At 67.9% G+C, this 24673-nt stretch carries 23 protein-coding genes and 3 tRNA genes; 6 read left to right on the top strand and 20 right to left on the bottom strand.

The genetic code is table 11. The features are described from left to right. Positions 1-84 precede the first annotated feature (84 nt). From BM228_RS17505 to BM228_RS17495, 3 genes are all read left to right on the top strand, one after another. Positions 85-417, top strand: coding sequence for a hypothetical protein (locus BM228_RS17505; RefSeq protein WP_092042678.1), 333 nt, complete (start codon positions 85-87; stop codon positions 415-417). A 142-nt stretch (positions 418-559) separates the two neighbouring features. After that, complete coding sequence (locus tag BM228_RS17500; protein WP_092042676.1) at positions 560-1852, top strand: adenylosuccinate synthase; 1293 nt, start codon at positions 560-562, stop codon at positions 1850-1852. A gap of 286 nt (positions 1853-2138) precedes the next feature. Next, complete coding sequence (locus BM228_RS17495) at positions 2139-3545, top strand: histidine kinase (protein ID WP_092042675.1); 1407 nt, start codon at positions 2139-2141, stop codon at positions 3543-3545. Positions 3546-3587: 42 nt separating this feature from the next. Here BM228_RS17495 and rpoH read toward each other — a convergent pair whose 3' ends face one another. Further along, complete coding sequence (rpoH, locus tag BM228_RS17490; RefSeq protein ID WP_007565114.1) at positions 3588-4481, bottom strand: RNA polymerase sigma factor RpoH; 894 nt, start codon at positions 4479-4481, stop codon at positions 3588-3590. Between the two features lie 273 nt (positions 4482-4754). Further along, positions 4755-5738 carry an RluA family pseudouridine synthase gene (locus tag BM228_RS17485; protein WP_092042673.1) on the bottom strand — a complete coding sequence of 328 codons (984 nt, stop codon included), beginning with the start codon at positions 5736-5738 and terminating at the stop codon, positions 4755-4757. A 104-nt stretch (positions 5739-5842) separates the two neighbouring features. On the opposite strand from BM228_RS17485, the gene BM228_RS17480 reads away from it, so the two are divergent. Further along, a tRNA-Glu gene (locus BM228_RS17480) sits at positions 5843-5918 on the top strand. An 802-nt stretch (positions 5919-6720) separates the two neighbouring features. Here BM228_RS17480 and BM228_RS33830 read toward each other — a convergent pair. The 13 genes from BM228_RS33830 to BM228_RS17410 all read right to left on the bottom strand — a co-directional run bounded on the left by BM228_RS33830 (position 6721) and on the right by BM228_RS17410 (position 20753). Further along, entirely contained in the window at positions 6721-7701 is a 981-nt protein-coding gene (locus BM228_RS33830) for an alginate O-acetyltransferase AlgX-related protein (RefSeq protein ID WP_139234109.1), read from the bottom strand. A gap of 257 nt (positions 7702-7958) precedes the next feature. Then, complete coding sequence (locus tag BM228_RS17465; RefSeq protein ID WP_244537184.1) at positions 7959-8969, bottom strand: ABC transporter substrate-binding protein; 1011 nt, start codon at positions 8967-8969, stop codon at positions 7959-7961. 80 nt (positions 8970-9049) lie between these two features. Then, complete coding sequence (locus tag BM228_RS17460) at positions 9050-10315, bottom strand: adenylate/guanylate cyclase domain-containing protein (protein WP_092042668.1); 1266 nt, start codon at positions 10313-10315, stop codon at positions 9050-9052. After that, complete coding sequence (locus BM228_RS17455) at positions 10312-10710, bottom strand: response regulator (protein ID WP_092042666.1); 399 nt, start codon at positions 10708-10710, stop codon at positions 10312-10314. Before BM228_RS17455 ends, BM228_RS17460 begins: the two co-directional genes overlap by 4 nt. Beyond that, positions 10707-12746: a sensor histidine kinase gene (locus BM228_RS17450; RefSeq protein WP_425284956.1), complete on the bottom strand. Its 2040-nt coding sequence runs from the start codon at positions 12744-12746 to the stop codon at positions 10707-10709. Before BM228_RS17450 ends, BM228_RS17455 begins: the two co-directional genes overlap by 4 nt. Continuing rightward, positions 12743-13786: an ABC transporter substrate-binding protein gene (locus BM228_RS17445; RefSeq protein ID WP_244537183.1), complete on the bottom strand. Its 1044-nt coding sequence runs from the start codon at positions 13784-13786 to the stop codon at positions 12743-12745. The genes BM228_RS17450 and BM228_RS17445 overlap by 4 nt, the downstream gene beginning before the upstream one ends. 73 nt (positions 13787-13859) lie before the next feature. Further along, positions 13860-16172: a TonB-dependent receptor family protein gene (locus BM228_RS17440; RefSeq protein WP_092042661.1), complete on the bottom strand. Its 2313-nt coding sequence runs from the start codon at positions 16170-16172 to the stop codon at positions 13860-13862. Between the two features lie 67 nt (positions 16173-16239). Next, positions 16240-16635, bottom strand: a complete 396-nt coding sequence (locus tag BM228_RS17435; RefSeq protein ID WP_092042659.1) for a DUF2946 family protein — start codon at positions 16633-16635, stop codon at positions 16240-16242. Between the two features lie 19 nt (positions 16636-16654). Further along, positions 16655-18037: a PepSY-associated TM helix domain-containing protein gene (locus BM228_RS17430; RefSeq protein WP_092042657.1), complete on the bottom strand. Its 1383-nt coding sequence runs from the start codon at positions 18035-18037 to the stop codon at positions 16655-16657. Positions 18038-18076: 39 nt separating this feature from the next. Beyond that, the gene (locus tag BM228_RS17425) at positions 18077-18460 is read right to left on the bottom strand and encodes a hypothetical protein (RefSeq protein ID WP_244537182.1); all 384 of its coding nucleotides are present in this window, start codon (positions 18458-18460) and stop codon (positions 18077-18079) included. A 163-nt stretch (positions 18461-18623) separates the two neighbouring features. After that, positions 18624-19805, bottom strand: coding sequence for a S1C family serine protease (locus tag BM228_RS17420; protein ID WP_092042653.1), 1182 nt, complete (start codon positions 19803-19805; stop codon positions 18624-18626). A 35-nt stretch (positions 19806-19840) separates the two neighbouring features. Further along, positions 19841-20215 (bottom strand): hypothetical protein, encoded by a 375-nt coding sequence (locus tag BM228_RS17415; RefSeq protein ID WP_139234108.1) that lies wholly within the window; start codon positions 20213-20215, stop codon positions 19841-19843. A 464-nt stretch (positions 20216-20679) separates the two neighbouring features. After that, positions 20680-20753, bottom strand: a tRNA-Gln gene (locus BM228_RS17410). Between the two features lie 165 nt (positions 20754-20918). Here BM228_RS17410 and BM228_RS17405 point away from each other — a divergent pair. Continuing rightward, a tRNA-Ser gene (locus tag BM228_RS17405) sits at positions 20919-21005 on the top strand. A 122-nt stretch (positions 21006-21127) separates the two neighbouring features. Here BM228_RS17405 and BM228_RS17400 read toward each other — a convergent pair. From BM228_RS17400 to BM228_RS17390, 3 genes are read right to left on the bottom strand one after another with little or no spacing between them, the layout of a single operon-like run. Further along, positions 21128-21379, bottom strand: coding sequence for a hypothetical protein (locus BM228_RS17400; RefSeq protein WP_092042649.1), 252 nt, complete (start codon positions 21377-21379; stop codon positions 21128-21130). Between the two features lie 3 nt (positions 21380-21382). Continuing rightward, a complete protein-coding gene (locus BM228_RS17395) occupies positions 21383-22600 on the bottom strand; it encodes a hypothetical protein (protein WP_092042647.1) in 1218 nt (405 codons plus the stop codon). 11 nt (positions 22601-22611) lie between these two features. Next, complete coding sequence (locus BM228_RS17390) at positions 22612-22869, bottom strand: hypothetical protein (protein ID WP_092042646.1); 258 nt, start codon at positions 22867-22869, stop codon at positions 22612-22614. Between the two features lie 172 nt (positions 22870-23041). Between BM228_RS17390 and BM228_RS17385 the strand changes: the two genes are divergently transcribed. Then, complete coding sequence (locus tag BM228_RS17385; RefSeq protein WP_244537181.1) at positions 23042-23260, top strand: helix-turn-helix domain-containing protein; 219 nt, start codon at positions 23042-23044, stop codon at positions 23258-23260. Between the two features lie 544 nt (positions 23261-23804). Here the strand turns inward: BM228_RS17385 and BM228_RS17380 are convergent. Together BM228_RS17380 and BM228_RS17375 are read right to left on the bottom strand one after the other, a co-directional pair. After that, the gene (locus BM228_RS17380; protein WP_092042643.1) at positions 23805-24191 is read right to left on the bottom strand and encodes a hypothetical protein; all 387 of its coding nucleotides are present in this window, start codon (positions 24189-24191) and stop codon (positions 23805-23807) included. A 196-nt stretch (positions 24192-24387) separates the two neighbouring features. Continuing rightward, the coding region (locus tag BM228_RS17375; RefSeq protein WP_208612058.1) for a transposase at positions 24388-24673 on the bottom strand (286 nt) is incomplete at its 5' end.

Raw genomic sequence — 24673 nt, 5'->3', positions numbered from 1 at the left:
GGGCCCCGCCGCGCCGCGGACAGGAACGGATCCGGCATAAGGCTGTTGCTCTCGGAACACGTGTTCCAAGAGGGGAGACCAGTCTTGTCGAAAAGAATCCTGCTCGCCGCGGTCGCGGCGGCCCTGTTCGCGGTCCCCGCCTACGCCCAGAACCCGGACGCGCCGCTGAAAGGCCGCGATACCGATCCGGCCCTGCCGCCATCGACCCAGACGCCGCCGGACCGCGTCCGTCCGAGCGCCGACGCGCCGCCCAAGGACCAGTCGCTGAGCGACAAGCTCCAGAAGAACGACGGCGTGATCAAGCCTTCGGATACCGGAACGACGGGCACCGTCGTGAAGCCCGACGAGACCGGCGCGATGCCGGTGATCAAGCCGCAGGAACTGCCCGGCCGGAATCCCGGAACCGAGGCGAAATAACCGGATCCCGCGATCGCGCGAGCCGCCATGCGGCCGCCTTGCTTGATTTCGCCGCCCGGATCGCGGAAACGGCACACGACGTACGCAGCCCGCGCCCGTGGGTTGCTCCGTCCCGGTTTCCGTCGCGGGTAAGCAGGCAGGCATGGCCAACGTCGTCGTTGTAGGCGCCCAATGGGGCGACGAAGGCAAGGGCAAGATCGTCGACTGGCTCTCCGAGCAGGCCGACATCGTCGTCCGTTTCCAGGGCGGCCACAATGCCGGCCACACGCTGGTCATCGACGGGGTGACCTACAAGCTCGCGCTGCTGCCCTCGGGTGTCGTGCGCGGCGGCAAGCTCTCCGTGATCGGCAACGGCGTCGTGGTCGATCCGTGGCACCTCGTCGACGAGATCGAGCGGATCAAGGCGCAGGGCGTCGAAGTCTCGCCGAAATCTCTTCGCATCGCCGACAACGCCACGCTGATCCTGCCGCTTCACCGCGAATTGGATCATTTCCGCGAGACCGCTAATGCGGGCCTCAAGATCGGCACCACCAAGCGCGGCATCGGCCCGGCCTACGAGGACAAGGTCGGCCGCCGCGCCATCCGGGTGGTCGACCTCGCCGATATCGACGCGCTGCCCGCCAAGATCGAGCGGGTGTTGACCCATCACAACGCGCTCCGGCGCGGCCTCGGCATCGAGGAGGTGAATGCCGAAGCGCTGCTCGCCGAGCTCACTGCGATCGCCCCCAAAATCCTGCCCTTCGCCGACACGGTGTGGTCGCTTCTCGACGACCAGCGTCGGGCCGGCAAGCGCATCCTGTTCGAGGGCGCGCAGGGTGCGCTGCTCGACGTCGATCACGGCACCTACCCGTTCGTCACCTCCTCGAACATCGTGGCCGCCCAGGCGGCGACGGGCTCCGGCCTCGGCCCGGGGGCGATCGGCTACGTGCTCGGCATCGCCAAGGCCTACACCACGCGGGTCGGCGAGGGGCCGTTCCCCACCGAGCTTCACGACGAGATCGGCGAGACCATCGGCGCCCGCGGGCGCGAGTTCGGCGTCAACACCGGCCGCAAGCGCCGCTGCGGCTGGTTCGACGCGGTCCTGGTGCGCCAGACCGTGCGGACCTCCGGTATCCACGGCATCGCCCTGACCAAGCTCGACATCCTCGACGGGTTCGAGGAGATCCGCGTCTGCACCGCCTACAAGCTGGACGGGCAGACGATCGATCATCTGCCGGCGAGCCAGGCGGCCCAGGCCCGGGTCGAGCCGGTCTACGAGACCATCCCGGGCTGGTCCGAGACCACCGCGGGCGCCCGCTCCTGGGCGGATCTGCCGGCGCAGGCGATCAAGTATGTACGCCGGATCGAGGAGCTGATCGGGGCGCCGGTGGCGCTGCTGTCGACATCTCCGGAGCGCGACGACACGATCCTGATGCACAACCCCTTCGAGGATTGAGGCTCCGCGCCCTATCCCGTTGATGACGCATCTTTTCTGCTGTTCAGCCTGTATCCAGCCCGCGTCCGCTTGATTTAGAACCAGCTTATGGCGGGGCGGCGGTCCCTGTGACCGGCCGCCCCGCACCCGATTGGAGGAACCGGCGCGCGGATGCCGATCCGCGCGTCGGGCACACAACATCACCGGCCGACAGCCGTGACCGACCATCGGGGGCGGGGGCGGCCATCGGTCCTCGGCCCTCGACCGGCCTCGCCGGACGGCGGCCGAAGGGGCGGACCAGGGCAGCATGGCCGATTACTACCCGCTTCTGGCACGCGCCCTCGATGCGCTGCCTGACCGATCGCCCGCCTTGCGCAAGGCGGTCTATGACCGTGCGCGAAACGCCCTGATCAGCCAGCTCCGCTCCCTGGATCCGCCCCTGTCGGAAGCCGATATCGATCTCGAGCGCCGGGCGCTCGACACCGCGATCGAGCGGCTGGAAGTCGATCACGGCGGCCTGCCGGCACCGGCCAACGATGCCGTCATCGTGCCGGATCCGAGCCCGCCGCCCGCCGCGGCCTCGCAGATCCCGGAGCCGTCGCCGCCGGAACTTGCCGTTCCCGAGCCGGAGCCGGTGAAGGCGCCGGAACCGATCCTCCCGGCCGCCATACCGCCCTTCGCGCGCGTCATTCCCAAGGCTGAGCCGGAGCCGGAGCCGCGCGAAGCCCCGATCGCGATCTCGTCGCCGCGATCCGGGCCGGGCCCGTCGGCCGCGCCCGAAGAGCCGCAGCCCGATCCGGAGCCGGCGGCATCGCCTGAGGATCCGGACCTCGCCGCTGCCTCGGGCGATGCCGTCAACGGCCGTCAGCGCCCGCGGATCGAGGTGGTTCCGCCCCGGTCCGGACGCTCGCACATCCTGCGGAACGCCTTCGTGGGCGGCGTGCTGGCGGTGGTGATCGGGTTGATCGCCGTGGCGGCCTTCATGTTGCGCGACCGGCCCCAGAACCTGCCGTCGAGCGGCACCGAGACGGCGGATTCGCAGCAGACCGACACCGAGACCAAGTTCGGCGATCGGGTCGGCGGCGAGGCGGCGCCCGCCCCGCGGGCTGCGGCGCGCCAGGACAATGGCGCACCGGCGCGGCCCGCTCCGTCGCCGGCCCAGCCGAACCTGTCCGTCGCCCAGCGGGCCGAGCTGATCGAGGAAGGCACGGGCGCCGACAACGCGCAGCCGACCAAGACCAACGGTCGGGTGACGTGGCGGCTCGACACCGTGAATGGCGAGCAGGGTCAGCCGCTCCAGAACGCCGTCGTCGCCACCGTGACGATCCCGGATGCCGGGCTGAGCCTGGTGTTGACCATCCAGCGGAACCTCGACGCCACGCTGCCGGCCTCGCACACGGTGAGCTTGGCCTTCAGCCAGACGGGCGAGGGCGCGCGCACGGTGCAGGATGTCGGCCTGCTCCAGGCCAAGGATGACGAGAACGGCCGCGGCTCGCCGGTCTCCGGCCTGCCGGTCCGCGTCCGGGACAACCTGTTCCTGATTGGCCTGTCGTCGCTGCAGAACGACGTCGATCGCAACACCGACCTGCTGCTCCACCGCAACTGGTTCGACATCGCCCTGCGCTACACCTCGGGCAAGCGCGCCGTGCTCACCTTCGAGAAGGGCAGCGCCGGCTCACAGGTGATGCAGAGCGCCTTCGACGCCTGGCAGTAAAACAGCAAGCCGGCGCGCGGTCGCGCGCGCCGGCTTGTCCAATCAGTGCGCCTCGATGCCGGTGCGGGGCAGCTCGCGGTTGGCGATGTTGCGCTTGACCGCTTCCTGTACCTTCTCGAAGGCGCGAACCTCGATCTGCCGGACGCGCTCGCGGGAGACACCGAACTCGCCGGACAGGTCCTCCAGCGTGATCGGATCCTCGGCGAGCCGCCGCGCCTCGAAGATGCGCCGCTCGCGCGGGTTGAGCACGCCCAGCGCGTCGCGCAGGGCCGAGAGGCGGTTCTGCCCCTCCTGCTCGCGGGCCAGCACGGTCTCCTGGCTCGGAGCATTATCCACCAGCCAATCCTGCCACTCGCCCTCGCCCTCCTCGCGCAGGGGCGCGTTGAGCGACGTGTCGCCGGACAGGCGCCGGTTCATGTCGATCACGTCCTGCTCGGGCACCCCGAGGCGGGTGGCGATCTGTTTGACTTGATCAGGGCGCAGATCGCCCTCGTCCAGCGCCGAGATCTTGCCCTTGGCCTTGCGCAGGTTGAAGAACAGCTTCTTCTGGTTTGCGGTGGTGCCCATCTTCACGAGCGACCACGAGCGCAGGATGTATTCCTGGATCGCCGCCTTGATCCACCACATCGCGTAGGTCGCGAGCCGGAAGCCTTTGTCCGGATCGAAGCGCTTGACCGCCTGCATCAGGCCGACATTGCCCTCGGACACGACCTCGCCGATCGGCAGGCCATAGCCGCGATAGCCCATGGCGATCTTGGCCACGAGGCGCAGGTGCGAGGTCACGAGCCGATGCGCGGCCTCACGGTCGCCGGCATCCCGCCAGCTCTTGGCCAGCGTGAATTCTTCCGTCGGCTCCAGCATCGGGAACTTGCGGATCTCGTCGAGGTAGCGCGACAGGCCACCTTCATTGGCGAGCACGGGCAGCGTACCGGCCATGGCATTCTCCTGGACTCTTGTCCCCCTGACGGGCGGACGCGACGGGCAACAGTGCCGTCCACTCGGGCCGCTCTTGAGCCGACCCTCCCGGCCACCCATCTCTTATTGGGTAACCCGGATGGACCGGTCGCGGTTGGTAACTCCCACGTCGGCATCAACGCGCGACCGGCCGAATGGTCGTACCATGTCACGATGTGACGCGGTCCGGCGTGATCTTTCGCACGCGGCATCGACTCGGTTTCTTATCACAGTCTTTGAGCGCGTTCCCTTGGTTCAAGCTTTCGCGAGGGCCTCGACGAGCGCGGCGATGTCGGGCGGGATCGGGCTCTCGAACCGAAGCGTCTCTCCGGTGCGGGGATGGCTGAAGCCCAGCAGTTCCGCGTGCAGGGCCTGCCGTCCGAGGGCCGCGAGCGCGTCGCGTGCCTCCGGAGACAGCCGCGCCGCCTTGGTCCGGAACGCACCGCCGTAGACCGGGTCGCCCAGGAGCGGATGGCCGCGATGGGCGAGATGCACCCGGATCTGGTGCGTCCGCCCGGTCTCCAGGCGGCATCGCACGAGGGCGACTTCCGGATAGGTTTCGGCGACGGCGTAATGCGTCACGGCGTGACGCCCGGCGTCCTCGGAGACGACGGCGATCTTCTCCCGGTTGTGGCGCGAGCGGGCCAGGCTCGCCTGGATCGTCCCTGTGCGCGGATGCGGTACGCCCCAGACCAGGGCCGCATAGGCTCGCTCCAGCGGCCCGGTGCGGCCGTGATCGGCGAACTGCGCCGTCAGCCCCTGATGGGCCGCGTCGTTCTTCGCGACGACGATCAGGCCGCTCGTATCCTTGTCGAGCCGGTGGACGATCCCGGGCCGGCGCACGCCGCCGATCCCGGACAGGCTCGCGCCGCAATGGCCAATCAGCGCGTTGACCAAGGTCCCGCTCTCGTGGCCCGGCGCCGGATGCACCACCAGGCCCGCCGGTTTGTCGATCACGATCAGGTCGTCATCCTCATAGGCGATCGCCAGGTCCACCGCCTCGGCCGCCGGTTCCGCATCCGCCGGCGGGGGCACCTCCAGGACGATCTCGGCGCCGGCCGCGACCTTCGCGGACGGATCGCGCACGGGGATGCCGTCCCGGCTCACCCGCCCGTTGCGCACCAGATCCTGCAGCCGCGCCCGGGACAGATCCGGGAACAGGGCGACCAGCGCCCGATCGAGCCGGATCCCCCCCTCCACGACGATCCCGACCCGTTCCTCGTCGATTGCGTCCACCACGATCCCTCTCCGCGCCCCATCCGCACCGATCGATACGGAATCTGTCGAGAAGGCCCTTGCTCCCTCGGCGGGGCGTGGCTATAGCACTCGGGCGCCGCCGGAAAGCTCCCATCGTCTAGCGGTCTAGGACGTCGCCCTCTCACGGCGAAAACAGGGGTTCGATTCCCCTTGGGAGCGCCACCGGCGCAAAGTTCATCAAATTTGTGAACGACCTAGCGAAAGTGGCAACCGAGCTGCGTTCGCGGTGGGACCACGCTGCCGCGTGGCGTGACGTTTCCACGTGCTATCTGCGAGGCCCGCGCCGGGGTCACTGCTATCCGCGGGCGCAGGGCAACGGCCGCGCGGGGGCGTCGTGACACTCACGTATCCGGCGGCCCTTCCGTAACGCGGATCGGCCGGAACGATCGCTTGGCGACCTCAGCTTCGACCCAGCTGCACGCCGCTTCTGCATCAGCGTGGTTGGTGAAGGCCGCGGGCCGAGGCGGCCATTCGGATCCGGATTGGATGACGTACCCGCGCATGCCGGTGGAACACGGCCCGACATAGCCAAAGACTTTGCCGGACGCGTCCACGAGGTCGGTGCAATGCACCGGCCCCTTTTCCCAATGGAGGTCAGGCATCGCCCGTGTCCCGTGCAGCGATCGGCTGTTTCGATCGTAGCATTTCACGCGAAGCGTCGTCGCCGCGTTGTCACGACGTCGGGCTCGTCGTCATCACGCATTCCAGGGTGTCGCTGTTCGGATTGAACAGGTAGGACAGCGCATCCTCCACGAACCGGTGCAACACGTTGGGGCGCGCTCTCGGCATCGGTCGGCGGGTCGCGCATCGCCTGGACTAGCTCCGGCGGGGCGTGGCCTCGATCCGAACTCTCGTTCAGGCCAGCGGCTGCCATCCACCGCAGCGCGCGTTCGACTGGTGGATCAGGACGATGCCGCCTGTATTCTCCGAGCGGAATACCCCGCCATGGTGAACGGGGCCGTCCTCACGATCCCGTAACAGCCGCACCGAACCGACGGCGAAGCTCCGTGAGGACCGGGATCATCGCCGGACCGTATAGGTCTTTGAACGGCTCGTAGCTGGCCACGAATTGCGCGGCCTCCGCGGGGCTGAGCATGTCGTCCACGAGCTTGCTCTGTACGATCCACGCGAGCGATGCGCCCTCCGCCGGTGCCTCGATCAGAAACCGTTCTGCGATCTCGCCGACGATGTAATCCGGTCGGTAGCGCTCGATCATCTCGTAGTCGAAGCTTACGGAATGCACGAACATCACTTCGCGAACGTGCAGGGCAATGCCGTAGCAGAGGTACAGGTTCGCGAAAGAATCGCCGAAGACCAAAAGCCGGTGGTTCGCGCCATTGGGATTGACGATCCGCGTCACGCACCCCCGGTTACTGAGACCGTTGGTGGTCACGTCAAGGGGCGGCGCGTTTGCGAGCACGCGTTCGCTCAGCGCCGGGCGAACCTCATCCGGTTCGAAGAGATCGAAGCTATCGACGGACCTCATCGACCATGTCGGCTGGAAGGCGTTCGCGTCCAAACCCATCGCGCGAACGATCTCAGCCGATGCTTCGTAGCCTCCGTAAGCCGTCGTGTGGCTATCGCTTGGGTGATAGAGATCGCCGGCATCCTGTTGCGTGACGTGATCGGCGAAGACGTAATGAGCCCAGCCGACATGGGCCAGAAATGTCGCAAATCGGTCCGGGATTACCTGTAGGTCATCGGGCAGATATCTCTGATAGAGACAAGTCTTCTCCGGCATGATGAACGTCTTCGTCCGTGAACCATAACGAGCTGTTCTGGACCGCAGGACGTTCGACCATTGATGGCTGACACTGCCGGATGCGCGGATCAGGCCCACCATTTGCGACAGGGAGAAATTGTTGCCGTCGCCCAGAAATCGCCATCCCTCGTGGCCGATCAGAACGCGGGGGAAGTTGTACGGTGGTGGATCAAGCGACGGCATCGTTTCTCGTTAGATGGGGTGTGCCGTATGCGCCACCGACCGCGCCATCGCTTTCGGGTCCCTGCATCTGCCAATGGCCGACGTGGAGATAGTCTGAAAAAGCAGTCGTCGTCTGATTTCTCGGGGTCGATAACGGCGCCTAATCCTTGATGTGGCGCGCTTGCGCCGAGCCAGTATCCACTTCGGCGACGTGCTCCAAGATCGCTCTTCCCTCGCCGATCGAACGATGGTCCTGCCAACCGACTGAACGGCCCTCGTTACTCAATCAGCTCGTCGGCCTTTGCCAGCAACGATGGCGAGATCGTCAGCCCCAGCTCCGCGGCGGTCTTGAGATTGATCAGGGTCAGAAAGCGTTCGCATGCCTGCACCGGCAGGTCGCCGACCGCCGCACCCCTCAGGATCCGGTCGATATAGCCGGCGGCCTGCTGGACGTCCCGGGCGACGTCGGTCGTATAGGCGGCGAGGCCGCCGAGGCGAACCTGGGCCGCGTAGGCGTAGACCGCGGGCAGACGGTGCCGGGCGGCGAGATCGATGATCTGGCGGCTGTAGACACCGGTCACCGCGTCCGGCAGCACGATCAGGCCGCCATGGGGCTCGTCGGCGAGGGTGGAGATCGCCCGCTCAATCTCGGCGACATCGTGCACGCCGCTGGCTTCGGCGCGGATGTTCAGCTCCCGGCCGATCCGCGCGAGTTCAGCGGCATAGCCGGCAAAGCGCGCGCGGTAATCCGGGTTGATGAGGGCGCAGGCCCGGGTGATCCCGGGGCTGAGTTCCTTCAGGAGCTGCAGCCACTTGCCGACGAAGGTGTAGTCGAAATTCGTGAAGCCGGTGAGGTTGCCACCGGGCCGGGCCAGGCTGGTGACGAGACCGCCGCCGACCGGATCCTGCACCTGAATGAACACCACCGGTATGGTCGTGGTCGCCTGCTGAAGGGCCGTCGTCCCGACGACGCCTTGGGCGAAAACCACGTCCGGACTGGTTGCCACGAGTTCGTCGGCCTGCCGGCGCATCTTTTCGCTGTCGCCGTCGCCATGCCGCAGATCGACCGTGAGGTTCTGCCCCCAGATCCAGCCGAGCTTCCCAAGGCTGTCCTTGAGGGTGTCGACGATGACGGGCACGTCCGGATGGGTCTCTCCGTAGACCAGGAGGACGCCGAGCCGGCGCCGCGGCGGGGTCCGATCACATCCGGTCGCCGGCCAAACGGCCGCGCCGCCGAGGCTCGCGAGGATGTCGCGACGCCTCACGCGGATGTTGGGACGACGGGACATTCCGGAGGACACTCGACGGGCGCGGCGAACGATCGTGAGTGTCGGTGATCCCGGCCGGTGGGTCGAGAGCGCAGGTTTCCTCAGCGTACCTCGATGCGCGTTCCCGAAGCCCCATTGAGCAGGCGCTTGAGATGGAACGCCGCCAGCGCGTCGTCCGGCCGCAAGCCGACCAGGGCCGCGAAGGCCGGCATGGCGCCGGCCTCGCCGGCTTCCAGCTTGGCGAAGGCGTCGAGGTAGCGGTCGAGCATCGCCGCATCGTATTCCTCCTCGGTCAGCGGCTCGAAGGCGCGCAGCGCGCTCTGCTTCCCGCGCAGGACGAGGTCGCCGACCGGCCGCCCGCGGAACCGCTCGGCCCGGATCACCACGCTCTGGCTGACGCAGATCCGGGTGCCGAGCGCCTTGTTGGCGTTTTCCAGGCGGGCGGAGGTGTTGATGGTGTCGCCATAGGCCGTGTAGTCGAAGTATCGGCCGCCCCCGAAATTCCCCACGATGGCCGGCCCGGCGTGAACGCCGATCCGCGTGGCGCCGATCGCGATCCCACGCTCCTGCCAGCGCGCCCGGAACACCTCCGAGGCCGTATCGAGGGCCAGCGCGCAATCGACCGCCCGGGCGGCATGGTCTGGCTGGTCGCCGGGAGCTCCGAACAGGACGTGGAGCGCATCGCCGACGATCTTGGCGACGGTCCCCTCATGCGCGAAGACGATGTCGGTCATCGCGGCGAAATAGCCGTTCAGGATCTCGGCGAGCTGGCCCGGATCCAGGCTCTCCACCAAGCCGGTGAAGCCGGCGATGTCGGTGAACAGGGACGCCACCTCCCGCCGCTCGCCGCCGAGTTCGAGCCCGGACGCGTCGCCCGCCAGGCGTTCGGCGAGATTGGGCGAGAAGTACCGCGCCAGGGAGGCGTGGGCGCGCTCGGCCAGCATCTGCCGCTGCCGGCCCTCGCGCAGGACCCCGACATGGCGCAGCGTCCGCGCGATCGTGGTCTCGAGATCGGTGAAATCGATCGGCTTCGTGAGGAAGTCGAACGCGCCGCGGTTCATGGCGGTGCGGATATTGGCCATGTCGCCATAGGCCGAGACGATGATCGTCGAGGGCCTGTCGTCAGATTCCTGGAGCTTGGCGAGCAACGTCAGCCCGTCCATGCCGGGCATGTTGATGTCGGAAACGACCATGTCGACGTCGCGATGCGCGGCCAGCAGATCCAGGGCCTCGTGACCGTCATGGGCGAACAGGAAGGTCACCTGGCCGTCGCGGAGCTGGCGGCGGAATTTCTGGGTGATCAGCGCCTCGAGATCCGGCTCGTCATCGACGACCAGGATCCTCGCGGGCGGCAGGTCGGGGATCATGTCGGCCCCGCGACGGAGTCCAGACGGCTTTCGATCGCGGCCCGCAGCAGGTCGAAATCGATCGGCTTGGTGATCAAGTCCACCGCTCCGCCGGCCAGAACCTTCTCGCGCGTCTCGGCGTCGCCATAGGCCGTGATCATGATCACCGGGACGTCGGGGCGCGCAGCGCGCACCAGCGGCAGGAGTTCGAGACCGGTCATGCCCGGCATGTTGATGTCGGAGAACATCAGGATCAGGCTGGCCCCGTCCGAGGCGTTCACGCAGGCCAGGGCCTCGGGGGCCGAGTGCGCGAATTCCATCGCGAAGCGACCCGCGCGGAGCTCGCGGCGGAATTGCTGCCGGAACAGGTCGGTGACGTCGGGCTCATCGTCCACGACGAGGATGAGGACGTTCATGGTTCGCTCTTGGCCTGGGCGATGATCGGATGGGCACTCGTCGCGCCGTCGCGGGGCAGCGTGATCGTGAATTCGGTGAACTGGCCGGGCTCGGTGGCGACGTCGATCGAGCCGCCATGCTGCTTCACCAGGATATCGTGGCTCAGGGACAGGCCGAGGCCCGTCCCCTCTCCGGCCGGCTTGGTGGTGAAGAACGGGTCGAACATCTTGGCCTTGACGCTGTCCGGGATGCCGGTGCCGTTGTCCCGCACGCGGATCTCGACGCTGTCGCCCCGATTGCGGGTGGTCACCGAAAGGGTGGGGACGTAATCCGGCTCAATTCCGTCAGTTTTCCTTTTCTCGGTGGCGTAGAACCCGTTCGACATCAGGTTCAAGAGGACGCGGGTCAATTCCTGCGGGTAGACATCCGCAGTGCCGGCCGCCGGATCGAAATCGCGGACAAGGGTGATGTTGAAGGTCGGCTGTGCCGCCCGGGCACCGTGATAGGCCAGGTTCAGGCTCTCCTCGACCAGGGCGTTAATCTCGACCGGACGGTGCTCGCCGGACCCGGAGTGGGAATGCAGCAGCATGTTCTTGATGATCGAATCGGCGCGCTTGCCGTGCTGCACGACCTTGCCGAGATTGCCCTTCAACAGTTCGGCGATCTCGTCGACCTCCTCGCGGGTCTTCGGATCGAGGTTTGCAGGCTGAAGCACCTCCTGCAGCTCGTCGACCAGGTCGCTCGACAGGGAGGCGAAGTTGTTCACGAAGTTCAGCGGATTCTTGATCTCATGCGCGATCCCGGCCGTGAGCTGGCCCAGGGAGGCGAGTTTTTCGGACTGGACGAGGCGGCTCTGGGCCTTCTGGAGGTCGTCGAGCGACTTGTTGAGATCGTGGGTCCGTTCCTCGACCTTGGCCTCCAGGGTCTCGTAGGAATCCTGCACGCGGCTCGCCATCAGGTTGAAGCTTTGCGCGAGCGTCTCGATCTCGTCGCCGGTGCGGATCACGATGCGCTCCGAAAGATCGCCGGCGCCGAAGCGCTCCGCGCCGTCCTGCAACTGGCGGATCGGCACGACTAGGCGGTGGGCCAGGAAGGTCCCGGCGACCGTGGCGAGCATCACCCCGAGACCCATCAGCGACAGCGTCTGGATCACCGAGGCGTAGAGCGGCGCCATCGCTTCACTGAGGGGCCGCTGCACGAACACGATCCAGTCGACCCGCGGGATGGTGGCGTGCGCCGCCAGCACCGAACCGCCGTCGAGGGCGGTGGTGATCTCGTAATCCGTCGTGTCCGGATTGGCCCCGGAGCGGCTGGCCGCCAACGCGGTCGCCACCTCCGGCAGGCTCGACAGGTCCGTGTCCCGCAGGACGAGGCTGAGATCCGGGTGGGCAATCAACCGACCGGCCGCCGTGACCACGAACGCGTAGCCGCCCGAACCATCGTGGATGGCGCTGACCACGTCCCAGATCAGCTTCAGGTTGACCTCGGCCACGGTCACCCCTGGATCGCGTCCGGCATGGGCTACCGAGACAGTCATGTACGGTTCGGAGCCCCGCCGGAAATAGACCGGTCCGAACCAGACCTTGTGGGCAATCGCCTGGGTGAAGGCCGGCGTGGCGGAGAGATCCCTGCCGCTGCCGACGACATCCGGCTCCAGGCGCGACACCCGCAGCTGTTCCTTGCCGTTCGGATCGAGATAGGCGACCTCGGTGATGGCGGGCGCCTGCCGCAGCAGCCGGATGAAGTCGTAGCGCTGCTGCTCCGGGGAGACCCGGCGCCACTCGGCCCGGGTCGTCCAGCCGATCTGGCTTTCGATCTCGGAGATGAAGGCTTCGACCCGCTCTGCGGCCGCGTGCGCCTTCTCGCGCTGGACCTCGATCGCGGTCCGCTTGGCGTCGCCGTAGTTGAGAAACAGGTCGACGGCGCCGTTGATGAGCAGGACCAGCGTCACGAGGCCCACGAAGGCGACCGCGAACTTCCCTGCGAGTGGCAGGCTGAACCGCTCGGTCGGCATGTCCCGGTCCGACGGAGCGGGGACCGTAGCAATCGCCGTCATTCGACGATCTCGTCCGCTTGGGCGAGCAACGCCGATGAGATCGTCAATCCCAGGGCCTGCGCCGTCTTCAGGTTCACGATGAAGTCGAACGTCGTCGGCGCCTGCACCGGAAGCACTGCCGGCTTCTCGCCATGGAGGATACGATCGACGTAGGAGGCGGCGCGGCGGACCGCGTCGGCGGGGTCCGGGCCGTATGACATCAGGCCGCCGCGATGCGCGAAGCGGCGTATCGCGAACACCGTCGGGACGCGATGCTGGGCCGTCAGGGCGACGATGCGGTCGCCGTTCGCTTCGCTGAAGGTGCCCGGCGCCACGATCAGCCCCGCATCCCCCCGGCGGCCGAGGGAGGCGATGACCGGGTCGATCGCGTCTGCGGAGCTGACCATGACCACCTCGGTCTCGAGGCTGAGGGCGGTGCCCGTAACCCCGAGCGCCTCCGTGTAGAAATTGCCGCGCCGGACTTCGGTGTTCGCGTTGGACAGCAGCGTGACGTGACGGAGCGTCGGCGCCGCCTCCTTGAGCGCCGCCAGCCATTTCCCCGCCAGCGACGCCTCGTACAGGGTGAAGCCCGTGATGTTGCCGCCGGGTCTCTGCAGGCTCGCGACGTAGCCGGACGCGACCGGGTCTGAGGCGCCGACGAAGATGATCGGGATCGTCTTCGTCAGCGCGGACACCGCGGAAAGCTGCGCGTTCAGGAAGGCGAAGATCACCTGCGGATTCGCCTGTACGATCTCGGCCGCCAACGCGCGGGTGCGCTCCACATCCGCGCCGCCCCAGCGATCGTCAATCTGAAGAGTCGTCCGCCCGAGACCGCGCAGGGCCTCCCGGAAGGTGCGCGCGAGCGAGCGGCCCTCGGCGCCCCCGTCCACGAACGGCCAGAGGGCCGCCACCTGAACCTGCTCCTGCGCACAGGGCGCCAGCGGCCAGCCCGCTACGGCACACGACAACCCGGCAATGATGGTCCGCCGCCTCATCCGATCACCGCGCCGGTTTTTCTCGTCATCGCGCCTCGCCGCGCAGACCGGGCCGCGCGCCTGCACCGCTCCGGCGTTCGGATCCGGAGCTTAGTGCAAGCTCCGCCAGGGCACCACGGCGGACCCATCGGCGCGGTTATCAGAATGCCAGACGGAATCCCCCGACGATGTTGCGTGGCGCACCTGCGAACACGGATCCTGTGGTGGTCGCCAGGATTCCGGCGCCGTTCTGGAGGCCGGTGGTGCCGCTGATCGAGTTGGCGAGGTTCTGGGCCGAGGCGACGTAGGTCGTGTCGAACAGGTTTCGGACTTCGAGATACAGGTTCAGCCGCTTCGCGTAGCCGCTAGTCAGCTCCGTGGCGTAGTGCACGTTGGCGTTGACGATCGCGTAGCCCGGCGCCTTCAGCAGGTTGGCGTTGTCGATGTAGAAATCGCCCTGCACCACGGTCTCGACGAAGGCGCCCAGCCCGGCGAGCGGCCCGGTGGGCACGTCGTAGCCGATGCGGGCCAGGAGCTGATGGGCCGGCACGCCGGGGATCTGGTTGCCCGCCCTGTCGAACCGGCGCGTCAGGCTGCCGGCGCTCAGCTGCTCGGTGTAGCGCGTGTAGATCTGGTCATCGAACGTGTAGGCCAGGACCCCGCGCCAGCCCGGCGCGAAGGCCCAGTCGGCCCCGACTTCGAGGCCCCGGTGCTCGGAGGCCGGCGCGTTGAACGTGTAGGCCAACAGGCCGGCGCCCGGCGATTGCGAGACCAGCTCGTTGCGGAAAAACTCGTAGAACCCGGTCACGCTGAGCCGCAGGGTCTCGGTCGGGCTCCAGTCCGTGCCGAGATCGAAGCCGAGATTCTCCTGGGTCTGAAGCTGCGTGTTGTTGCCGGGCAGCCCCGCCGGGGTGACGAACAGGTTGCTCGCCGCCGGGGTGGTGTAGCCGGTGGCGACGCGGCCGCGGAACGCCCAGGCCTCGTCCGGCCGGTAGACCAGGGCGAGTTCGGGGGCGACGTTGAGGAAATTCCGATCGGCATCCGCCACCGTCCGCGTCGTGCCGCTCGCAGTGTAGCTGTAGGCGAGATTGCGGCCGGTTATGGCGGTGCTTTCCGCGCTGATGCCCAGCACGCCGGTCCAGTGATCGGACAGGGCGAGTTCGAGCCGCGCCCGGCCGCCGAGATTGGACTGTCCCGCATCCTGAACGCCGATCAGCGCCCCGAGGCGGGACGCACCGAACGGCGTCAGGTTGTAGGTGGGCGTGTGGATGTCGAGCGTGTTGTAGGCGAGCGCCACGTAGCCGACGGCCGGCAGGCCGAACAGGTCGCCGCGCCGGGTCAAGTCGGTGAGGAAATTCCAGGCCGGGAACGAGCCCAGAAAGGCGTTGGTGTAGAATGGCTGGTTGAAGTTGCGCTCGTCGAAACCGAGCTGCGTCCGCCAGGTCGTGAACGCGTCGATATCGTGCTCCCAGCGCGCCGCCACGATGGTCCGCCGGTCCTTGCGCCCGAACCCGCCCTCGTCCGCGGTCACCGGCACCGTTGCCCCGAAGGCGCCGTTGCGGAACAGGCTGAAGGTCGTGCAGCCGGGCGCCGCACTCGCGGCCGCGGCGCAGCCCCGCTGGTAGGGGTTGATCCGGTACTGCGCCAGCGAGGAACGGGCCGCGAGATTGGTGTCGAGGGTGTTGTTGATGACCTTCAGGGTGAAGCGGTTGTCCGGCGTCGGGGTGTAGCTCGCCAGGAGGTTGATGGTCTGCGTGTCGAAGCTGGCATGGTCCTGATAGCCGTTGCTACGCACGTCGCTGGCGAACAGGCTGATCTCGAACGGGCCGCTGGCCTTGCCCACGATGAAGATGTTGCTGAGGTAGCCGAAGCTGCCCGCGTCGGTCCCGATCTCGTAGCCGTCGATCTCCCGGCCGGTGCGCGTGCGGAACGCGATGGCGCCCCCCGTGGCGTAGTTGCCGAACAGGGGCGATTGCGGGCCGCGGAACACGTCGATCCGGTTGTAGGCCCGCGGGTCGGTGAGGTCGAAGCGGGACGCGCCGTCCGGCTGGGTGAGGACGAATCCGTCCTCCAGCACCACCGTGTTCTTGATCACCCCGGTGGAGCGGGCGTTATTGCCGCGGATCGAGATGATCACGTCGCGCCCGCCATTGCCCTGGCGGACGGTGACGCCGGGGCTGTTCACCAGCACGGAGCCGATGCTGGTCGCCGGCCGATCGGCGATGGTGTTGTCGCGCCCGATCCCGGTGACCACCTGGCCGACCGGGTGCTCTATCACCGAGGGGGCCGACCCCTGGGGCGCTGCCACGCCGAACGGCACGGCGATGGCGGGCCGGCCCGCGCCGGGGTTGGCCTCGCCCTCGACGGAGAGCTCATCCAGCGTGACGGCTTGCTGCGCCGCTGCGGGGATCGCGCTGCCGGCGAACAAGAAGGCTAGCGTGCCGAACCGCGATGCGGCCTGGTGAATCGACATCCCAAAAATCTCGTCTGATCGGTCGTGGGGCCGGGCGGCGCGGTCGCCGCCCACATGGAAGCCGTGATCAGGCGGGGAGGGGTGGCGCGCGCGGCTGGCCCGCGACGCGCGGCGCAGGCTTCGGATCGGACGGCGGCGGGATCGGCCAGGCGGGCGCTGTCCAGCGCAGCAGGCGGGCGACGTCGGGAGTTTTTGGATGGGGTGGGGGGACCATCCCGGCGCGGCAGAGTCGGCAGACGTCGCAGGTTGGCGGCGCCACCGGCTGCTCCAGCGAGGCGCCGATCGCGTCTCCATCCGGCAGGTGACCACACAGGACCGCGCCCGGCATCTCGGGCGCGGCCAGCACCATCCGCAGGGTTACCAGCGGCGCGAGGGCCTGCACCCACAGGGCGAGCAGGACCAGCCCGGTCCCGAGGAAGCCGAGGTGCCTGCGTCTGAGATTGAGGTCGGTCGACACGGGCATCGAGCCCGCTGATCTGAGATCAGGCCGTCTCGCGCCTGCGAGCGACCTGGACCGCGAGATCGAGCCCGATCATGCCGAGGATCGCCAGGCCGGTCAGGGGAAACATCGCGCCCAGCCCCGCAATCACCAGGGTCACAGTGGCGACCACGCGCCGGTCCCGCGGCCAGGGCGGCACACCGAGGCCGCGGGCCGGGCGTCGCTTCCACCACATCGTAGCGGCGGTGACGGCGAGCAGGATCGTGGCCAGGCAGAAGGCCAGCATGGCGAACTGGTTGGCCCGGCCCCAGTGCTCACCCTTGTGGATGCCGATCCCGTACTGGATCGCGCGGCCCACCGGGCCGAGTTCGGCGAAGTGCACGTCGACCAGGGGCGCGCCGGTATATTGATCGAGGGAGATCAGCCGCTGCTGGGCGACATCGTGCGGGTAGGCGGCCGCTGCGTAGACGCCATCGGTGCCGACCGGCAACGCCAGTTCGTAGCCCCGCGGCATGCCCAGCCGAGTGACGATCGCGGCCGCCTGATCGATCCCGATGGGTTCCACCGCCCGCCCGGCCGGTTGCGAGCGCGGCACCGGCGCATCCTGCAGGGTCCACCCAGCATCCGGCAGCCGCGCGCGCATCGGCACCGTCGAGACCGGCTTACCCGCCCACAGGATCGCGGGCTGGCCGAGCCCGGCGGCGTTCGACCAGGTGCGCAGCTGCTGCCCCCACCAGATCGACCACGGCAGCCCGGTGATCGCCAGGAACAGCAGGCCGCCCCCGGCCACGAGCCCGGTCACGGCGTGCAGGTCCCGCCACCAGACCCGGCGGCTCGGCGTTCCGCGCAGGCTGACGACGCCGCCGGTCTGGCCGCGCGGCCACCAGAGGTACAGGCCCGTGATCACGAGAATGATCGCGAAGCCCGCCACCATCTCGACCAACGCATTGGCGAAGGGGCCGAAATAGCTGAGGCTGTGCAGCCCGCGCACGACCATCATGAACTCGCCGTCGCGGTCGACGCGGTCGAGCACGGATCCGGTATAGGGATCGAGATAGACCAGACGCTTGCGGCCGTCCTTCGACAGGGTGACCAGGGCCGAGGCGTCGGGCGCGGCGGGGTCCGTGTAGGAGACCGGCACCCCGTCCGGCTCGACCTGCAGGGCGTTGAAGATCAGCCGGTCCGGCCCGAGGGGCGCTGTCGTCTGGACGGCCACGCGGGTCCGGTAGGCGAACAGGCTGCCGTTGATCTCGTCCTTGAACAGGTAGAGTGCCCCGGTCGCCGACAGGCTGATCAGGAACGGCAGGCACAGCAGGCCGGCATAGAAGTGCCAGCGCCATACGGCGCGGTAGACGGCCTCACGGGAGGCACGCAAAGCGGCGACGGCCCCGAACGTGGGGGCGCTGCCGTGCAGGAGAATCGACATGGGAACGGTCCGGGCCTGAACGATCGGGAAGCGGGATCGTCAGGCGGCGGGCGGACCTCGGGCAGACGTGGCTGAGGGCGGGGGACCGGTCTTCGGTCGCTCGGCTTCCGGCCGCCAGGCCAGGCGCAGGGCCGGCGCGAACGGCCACGCGACGGCGACCGGCTCGGACGGTGGCAGCGCCACGCCGACCGCCTGCACCAGCGTGCAGCACGGATGGGCGTGGAGCGGAGCCGCCCCATCATCGGGCGTGCCGGAGCCGTGCTCGGCGCACAGGACCGCGCCGGGTAACCCGAAGGCGTGGGCCGGCGTGGCGAAGCCGAGGAAGGCCTGGAGCAACAGCGCGTAGAGCGCGACCATCCCGATGATCGCGCGGCCTTGAACCGTCAGGGGCAGGCGCCAGCGCATGGCCCGATTGTTAGGCATCGTGGCCGCCGCACGTCAACGGGGCGTCGGCGCCCGGTCGCGCGTCATGAGGCGTCCCAGATTTTTAGGCTGTGGACCTCAAGCCCTCGGACAGGAGAGTTTGTCGCCCGCGCGCGTCACGTGTCGGGCCGCCCAGCGTGCGCTTCGATCGCGTCGCCCGCGATCAGTGGCAGACGACCTGAACCGTGAAATCCCGAGCCTTCTCGGCGATCCCGGCACCGTCCATCGCATCGGTGGTGCGCACGGTGATCGGAGCCTCGACGCCGTTCGCCTCCAGAAAATTCAGGGCGATCGTCGACTTGATCGCGAAGTTGACGTTCTGCGGCACGTCGCCGGAGGCGAAGGCCACCTGCTTGGATTGAACCACCCCGATGACGTTCCCGTACTGGTCGAGCGCCGGGCCGCCGCTATTGCCCTGGTGGACCGGCGCCGAGATCTGGATCTTGCGGGTGTCGTCGCCCGATCCCGCGGTGGCCGTGACGTTGCCGATGGTGAAGTTGCCGGTGGACGCGAGCACGTCGCTCTGCGGGTAGCCGTAGACATAGACGTTCTCGCCGAGCCGCGCCCGGACCGACAAGGGCGGCACGGCCTTCTGCAGGGTATCGGTGGCCAGCACCGCCAAGTCGTTGGTTGCGTCCCGCGCCACGAGCCGCGCCGTGAGGGAGGGGCGGCCGGGCTGCCGGACGGAAAAGTCCGAGCAGGATTCGACGACGTGGTTGTTGGTGAGCAGATGCCCGCGCTCCGACACGTAGAAGCCGGTCCCGGTGCTGACCATGCCGGCCTCCAGCTTGCGCGGCTTCGGCAGGCCCGGCGCCTCCTTGGCGGCGGCGGAGATCACGTCCTTCTGGCAGCCCATCACGGCGTCGAACGCCTCCGTGGACCCCACCAGGGACAGGACCGTGATCTGCTTACCCTGAAAAATCACGCTGATGCTGCCGGCATTGGACAGGTCGGCGACGAATCGCTCCTTCAGGCCCGACTGGAACAGCCCGTGGGCGTCGCCGCGCTCGAAGCCCGTGAAGGTACCGCGCCACTTCTCCCGGCCGGCAAGCATCTGGATGTCGTATTGCCCGCCGACTTCCAGGGAACGCCATTTGGGATTCGTCAGCGCGAGGTAGGACGAGCCGCGCGCGCCGCCGAAGCCGAACCACAGGGTCGTGCCGTCCCCGTAGCTCGCCGCGGCGAGGCAGCCGCCGAGGTTCTCGCTGTAGCCGATCGACCAGCCCGCCACCTTGCCGAAGGTCTTGTCGACCGTGAGGTTCGGCGGAGCCGGCGAGGCCGCGGCCGGCTCCGCCGCAAGGCCGGCAGCCAACAGGAGAGCCCAGGCAACCTTCGATCGGGACATGCGGTCGGTCCGGCGTGCGGCGGGGGCGGGACGGCTCAGCGGGCCTGACTCACGGCGGTGGTGGCGCTGCCCTGCGGCGAGGCGAACGGATCGGCCGACGCGTTCACCACCTGCGCCCCCGACGGGCCGGCGGCCGGCGGCATCGGGCGCTGGCGCGCCACCTTCCGGCGCGGCGCATGACGCACCTCGTGGATGACCCGGACCGTGCGCCGGGGAACGCGGTAGACCACCACCGGCCGCTCCCGGGCCGCCTGCGCGGCGATCGATCCGGCGATGACGCCGCCCAGCACACCCCCGGCCAGCCCACCGAAGATGGCGCCGGCGCTCTGCGCCTGCGCGGGCATCGGCGCCAAGCCGACTACAGCAATGGATCCTGCCGCACAGGCGGCAACCAGGAAACGCCGCATCATAAGCTTGCCCTCATCAGACCAGAATCGAATCAGGATCCGCGGAAAGCTTATCTCGGTGTGCGGCGCTGTGAAGTGGGCAAGTCCACGCCTGCGTATTTAAGGTTGCTGCTAAACTAACTGGCCCGCATTTTTCTACGTAGACAGTGCTGATGAATCGATCAAACTATTTGTTGTGGTCGTTAATCGTGTATCGACCCGACCTGTTCGAGGGACGGCAGCCGATCCCTGAACCGCACCGGGCGACGGACTCGGGCAGAATGCAACCGGCGCTCGGTCGGAAGGAGACGAGGCCAACGGATTGGATGAGGCGTGCCGTGCCTGCCTGCTCGGGACGATCCAAGCTGGATCCTTCGGACCGAGACATGATCCGGTGCACCGGATGGGGCGGCACCCCACTTCACATGCGGGAATCGCGGAAGAGTTCAGGCTGGATATCGATACGGCTGACAGGCCGAAAACTCAGGTGGCTGGGGGACCTGGATTCGAACCAGGACTAGAGGAGTCAGAGTCCACCGTTCTACCGTTAAACTATCCCCCACCGCGCCGGCTGGATCAGAACCAACAACCGGACAGCGCCCGCACCGACATGGCGGCCCTGGGCGTGGCGGTGCAATATGCGGAATGGCGTGACAGGTCAACCGGGCGTTCCGCGGTTGACGCGGCGACCAGGGCAGCCATAACCGGAGGGCCGCAGGCGCGGCCGGGAAGGGTGGCCGAGTGGTTTAAGGCAGCGGTCTTGAAAACCGCCGTGGGGGCAACTCCACCGTGGGTTCGAATCCCACCCCTTCCGCCGCTCTGCGGTAAATACTGCATACTTCGCAATGACTTAGGCATATTGCCCGACCTCCGGCATACAATGTTACCTACAATCTGATGATGTGGGTCTGCTGAGCGACGCCAGAATGCTGGCGGCTAGCCCTCCTCGAAGTCGCGATCCCCGCCGCGCAGCCATACGACCTGCGACACATGATGATTCTCCGGCGCGCCCAGGCTCGGCTCCGAATCACTCCCGTCCTCGAAATCTGGATCCTCGTCCATGTCGTCGAGAGCGGCCACCAGGTGGTCGACGGCATCAAGGGCCAGGGCGAGCGCACCCTCGATGCGGGTTCGGGTGTCGGGTAGAGCCGGCCGGACGCGCCGCCGGAACGGGATGATGTTGGTCATAGATCAGGCTCCCCTGAATTCAGCAGCGGCGTGATCGAGCAGTTCGAGAGCGAAGGCCCTGATGGTTTCGGGATCGCCGTCATCGATGATCGTGACGGCGCGCATCGACAGCCGCGTCTCGCGATCGGCATGATTGGCGGGTGCGCGGCGAGCGACCTCCTCGTCGACCGCGGTCTCTACATCGGTCAGGGCATCGCCCAGCCAGTGCATCAGCTTACCGATATCGTTGGGCTCTACTGCTCCGTAGCGACCTCCGCGCGTTCCGCAGCGGGGTCCCCAGGTGTAAGCGTAGGCGGCCGCGCCGACGTGCTCAGCTATGTCTTGGATCGCCCGCAGCTCGTCCATGGTGGCGGAGGCGAGGTCGAGCATGTCGACCAGCCTCGGGCCCAGCGGCGGGGTGGCCGTTACGGGATATCCCGTTTCGGGACGTGCGGCGGTCGATATGGGGATTCCCATAACGGGCGTGGCGGCTAGCAGGGCCGCGCCTTCCTGCACCTGGCGCAGCACGTTCCAGTGGCTTGCTAGCGGCCCCTGCGCCTTAGCTGGCTTGCGCGGACTGCTGTAATCTTCGTCGAGCCGAGCCAGCAATAGGGCCTTGATCCCGTAGCCCGCTGCAGTCACCGCCGGCGTCTGGACGATCTGTTGGGCGAGCCGGTTGCAGGCCCAGTACCCTGCACCGTCGGGGGCCTCCTCCTCGACCGCCCAGGCCGCCATGAACTGGTCGCCGAGGGCGAACAGCGCGGCGTCGGGGTGCGGGACGGGGACTTCTTCGCTGGCAAGCTCTTTCAGAACCGCCGCGACCGTCCCGAGCACACGCTCACCGTCCGATGGCTCAGCGTCGATCCGCGTCCGACAGGTGGCCTCGTCGAGGTAAGCTACCCACGCGGCCGCACCTGGAAGCGATGCCGGCCGCGCCATCAATAGCGTTTCGTAGGCTGCGACCTCTCGTTTGCCCGGCTCCTCGGATGCCGCCATCGCCTCTGCATAACCAGGGTCAGACAGTAGCATCTCGTTCCAGACATCCGACAGGCGGTCCCACTCAGCGTAGGCGGCGCGGTGCTCCTCGATCAGGGCTAGAACAGGATCCGGCTCGGGTCGCGAGGCCGGCGGCTCAACGGGCTCGGTTCGGCTGATGAACCGCCCGGCGGCATCCCGGGCTCGGGCGGCGCGCTGGCGGAGGTCGGTTGCTGGCTGGGCAGCCGCGGTGTTCTGCTTCGTCATGGCGGCCTCCCTCACGCGACAGGCATGAAGCCGTAGGCGAACACGCCCCCGGCGATGATGAGGGTGGCGGTCAGTAGCTCGCCGGCCAGGTCGAGGAAGCGCGGGGCCCGGACGTAGGCGGTATCCGGCCGGATCGGGGCGACAGCCTCCCAGGCCTCAACGGTGCCGGGGACATCCTCGTTGATGTCCAGCATGGGGGCCGGACGGGCGTAGACGGTGGTGGTCGGCCGGCGCTGGGCCGACATCGAGGCGAGCGGGGGCATTGCCATAACCGGTGTGCTCCGGGGCTGAAGGCTTCAGGGCATGTCTGGAGAGGCCGGCGCACAGCGCCGAAACCAGTTCTTGTTCCGAAATCGGAACGAGGTTATGATTACGCCTGCCTCGGACGGCCGTCAACCGAAATCGTAACAGGGTTATGAAATGCAGGCTGTCCAGTGCAAGATGGCTCGAACCGCGCTCGGCCTGGGCGTCCGGGATCTTGCTGCTGCAGCGGGCGTGTCGGCCGACACCGTGGCCCGGTTCGAACGGGGCGACGCCTTGAAAGATCGGACCGTCGCCGCCCTACAGGCCGCCCTCGAAGCCGCCGGCGTCATCTTCATCGAGGAGAACGGCGAGGGGCCGGGGGTGCGGTTGAGGAAGGCTGCAGCCGGCGCCAACTGAGCAACCCATCCGCAGAGGCTCTCCGGTATCAGTCCTATCCGACCTACATGCCGATGCTGGCCGAGATGGGACTGGTCGAAGACCGGCGCGCCCGCCAGCCGGCCGGGCGAGCGGTGATCGCAGAGCTTGGGCCGAGCGAGGTGCGGGACTAGACCGCCTTCGCGGTTGACGTGCGCTTGCTCGTATTCTTGTGGCGCGGCAACACGACCGCCAAGCCCAACGCCTCATCGGGACCCGCCGTGACGAGCCCTCTCCCCCCGCGTCGAGAGACGCCGCTTCCTCTCCAGAGCCGGAACCCGCGCCGAGTCTACGACCGCGAAGGCTACGAGATCAGACCGATGACGCTTCAGGAGGCGATGGAGCTTGGCGTCCGCGCAGTTCGAGCGATCTGTAGCTGCGGGCATGAGGAAGAAGTGCCGTTCTATATGGGACGGTGGCCGTCCACGAGCTTCGTACCTGACGCCGGCATGACGCTTAGGTGCAGCGCGTGCGGCCGACACGACCCGACCACTGTGCCCGCGTGGCCGCCTCGGGAGCCCAAGCCCTAACCGCCCTTCGCCGCGAACTCCCAGATCGGTGGTCCCCATTCCTGACCCTGCCGATCCCGGTAGCTCGACGTCCGCTCGAAAACGATGCGGTTTGCCTCTACGCCGAGGGCCTTGTCGCTGCCGGAGATCACCGCCCCGCAGTAGTCGACTCGTAGGGTGCCGTGCTGCGGGTGAACGCCGAACAGCTGCCGATCCGTCCAGCCAAGGGCGAGGGCGTCGGCGCCGAACCGGTCGCAAAAATCGATCGCGGCTTCCCGAACAGCCGCCCAGCGCGCCGGCGGCATGTAGCGACAGGGCGACGCGCGCTCGGAGATGCGTTCGAGCTGGTCGCGCCAGGTGGCGACGGCGGGCGGGAGATCGGCGGGGGCGGGGCTGGCTGACATGCCGTTCAGTACGGCTCCACGTCGGCTACGCCAACCGAAGATGGTTCCTCGACCGGCGCTCGTTCGAGGCGCTTATGCACAGGCGATCGGCGGTCAGAACGTATTTGTCCACAGCGCGTAGACGATCTGGTGCGCCCGGGGCACGAACGGTGGATATCGTCAGGGTCGAACACTGCACAGCTAGAGCGGCATCCGATCAGGTTGCGTCGTATCCTGCAGCGGCAAGGTAGGCTCGACATTCAGCTGGCGCGAAGCAGGTTAGGCTGCGCCGTATGGCATCCCAGAGGTCTGGGATAGTTCGCGCCGCTGCACTGCGCAGCAGCGCCTTCAGCTTCGCGAAGGCCATCTCGATCGGGTTGAAGTCGGGCGAGTAGGCCGGGAGGTAGAGCAGCCGGGCTCCCACCGCCTCGATCCGCTCGCGGACGCCGCTGACCTTGTGGGCCGGCAGATTGTCCATGACGACCGTGTCGCCGGGCTGGAGC

Origin of the sequence: Methylobacterium pseudosasicola (assembly GCF_900114535.1) — a bacterium.
Taxonomy (GTDB): Bacteria; Pseudomonadota; Alphaproteobacteria; order Rhizobiales; family Beijerinckiaceae; genus Methylobacterium; species Methylobacterium pseudosasicola.
This window is presented reverse-complemented; position numbering and strand designations above follow the sequence as displayed.

Excerpts from the sequence above, each read along its gene's own strand:
- BM228_RS17495 (WP_092042675.1), top strand. The coding sequence starts at position 2,139 with ATGGCCGATTACTACCCGCTTCTGGCACGCGCCCTCGATGCGCTGCCT.
- BM228_RS17395 (WP_092042647.1), bottom strand. The coding sequence starts at position 22,600 with ATGACGAAGCAGAACACCGCGGCTGCCCAGCCAGCAACCGACCTCCGC.
- BM228_RS17425 (WP_244537182.1), bottom strand. The coding sequence starts at position 18,460 with ATGCCTAACAATCGGGCCATGCGCTGGCGCCTGCCCCTGACGGTTCAA.
- BM228_RS17380 (WP_092042643.1), bottom strand. The coding sequence starts at position 24,191 with ATGTCAGCCAGCCCCGCCCCCGCCGATCTCCCGCCCGCCGTCGCCACC.
- BM228_RS17400 (WP_092042649.1), bottom strand. The coding sequence starts at position 21,379 with ATGACCAACATCATCCCGTTCCGGCGGCGCGTCCGGCCGGCTCTACCC.
- BM228_RS17430 (WP_092042657.1), bottom strand. The coding sequence starts at position 18,037 with ATGTCGATTCTCCTGCACGGCAGCGCCCCCACGTTCGGGGCCGTCGCC.
- BM228_RS17500 (WP_092042676.1), top strand. The coding sequence starts at position 560 with ATGGCCAACGTCGTCGTTGTAGGCGCCCAATGGGGCGACGAAGGCAAG.
- BM228_RS17435 (WP_092042659.1), bottom strand. The coding sequence starts at position 16,635 with ATGCCCGTGTCGACCGACCTCAATCTCAGACGCAGGCACCTCGGCTTC.
- BM228_RS17460 (WP_092042668.1), bottom strand. The coding sequence starts at position 10,315 with ATGATCCCCGACCTGCCGCCCGCGAGGATCCTGGTCGTCGATGACGAG.
- BM228_RS17450 (WP_425284956.1), bottom strand. The coding sequence starts at position 12,746 with ATGACGGCGATTGCTACGGTCCCCGCTCCGTCGGACCGGGACATGCCG.
- BM228_RS17455 (WP_092042666.1), bottom strand. The coding sequence starts at position 10,710 with ATGAACGTCCTCATCCTCGTCGTGGACGATGAGCCCGACGTCACCGAC.
- BM228_RS17390 (WP_092042646.1), bottom strand. The coding sequence starts at position 22,869 with ATGGCAATGCCCCCGCTCGCCTCGATGTCGGCCCAGCGCCGGCCGACC.
- rpoH (WP_007565114.1), bottom strand. The coding sequence starts at position 4,481 with ATGGCCGGTACGCTGCCCGTGCTCGCCAATGAAGGTGGCCTGTCGCGC.
- BM228_RS33830 (WP_139234109.1), bottom strand. The coding sequence starts at position 7,701 with ATGCCGTCGCTTGATCCACCACCGTACAACTTCCCCCGCGTTCTGATC.
- BM228_RS17465 (WP_244537184.1), bottom strand. The coding sequence starts at position 8,969 with ATGTCCCGTCGTCCCAACATCCGCGTGAGGCGTCGCGACATCCTCGCG.
- BM228_RS17385 (WP_244537181.1), top strand. The coding sequence starts at position 23,042 with ATGGCTCGAACCGCGCTCGGCCTGGGCGTCCGGGATCTTGCTGCTGCA.
- BM228_RS17415 (WP_139234108.1), bottom strand. The coding sequence starts at position 20,215 with ATGATGCGGCGTTTCCTGGTTGCCGCCTGTGCGGCAGGATCCATTGCT.
- BM228_RS17420 (WP_092042653.1), bottom strand. The coding sequence starts at position 19,805 with ATGTCCCGATCGAAGGTTGCCTGGGCTCTCCTGTTGGCTGCCGGCCTT.
- BM228_RS17440 (WP_092042661.1), bottom strand. The coding sequence starts at position 16,172 with ATGTCGATTCACCAGGCCGCATCGCGGTTCGGCACGCTAGCCTTCTTG.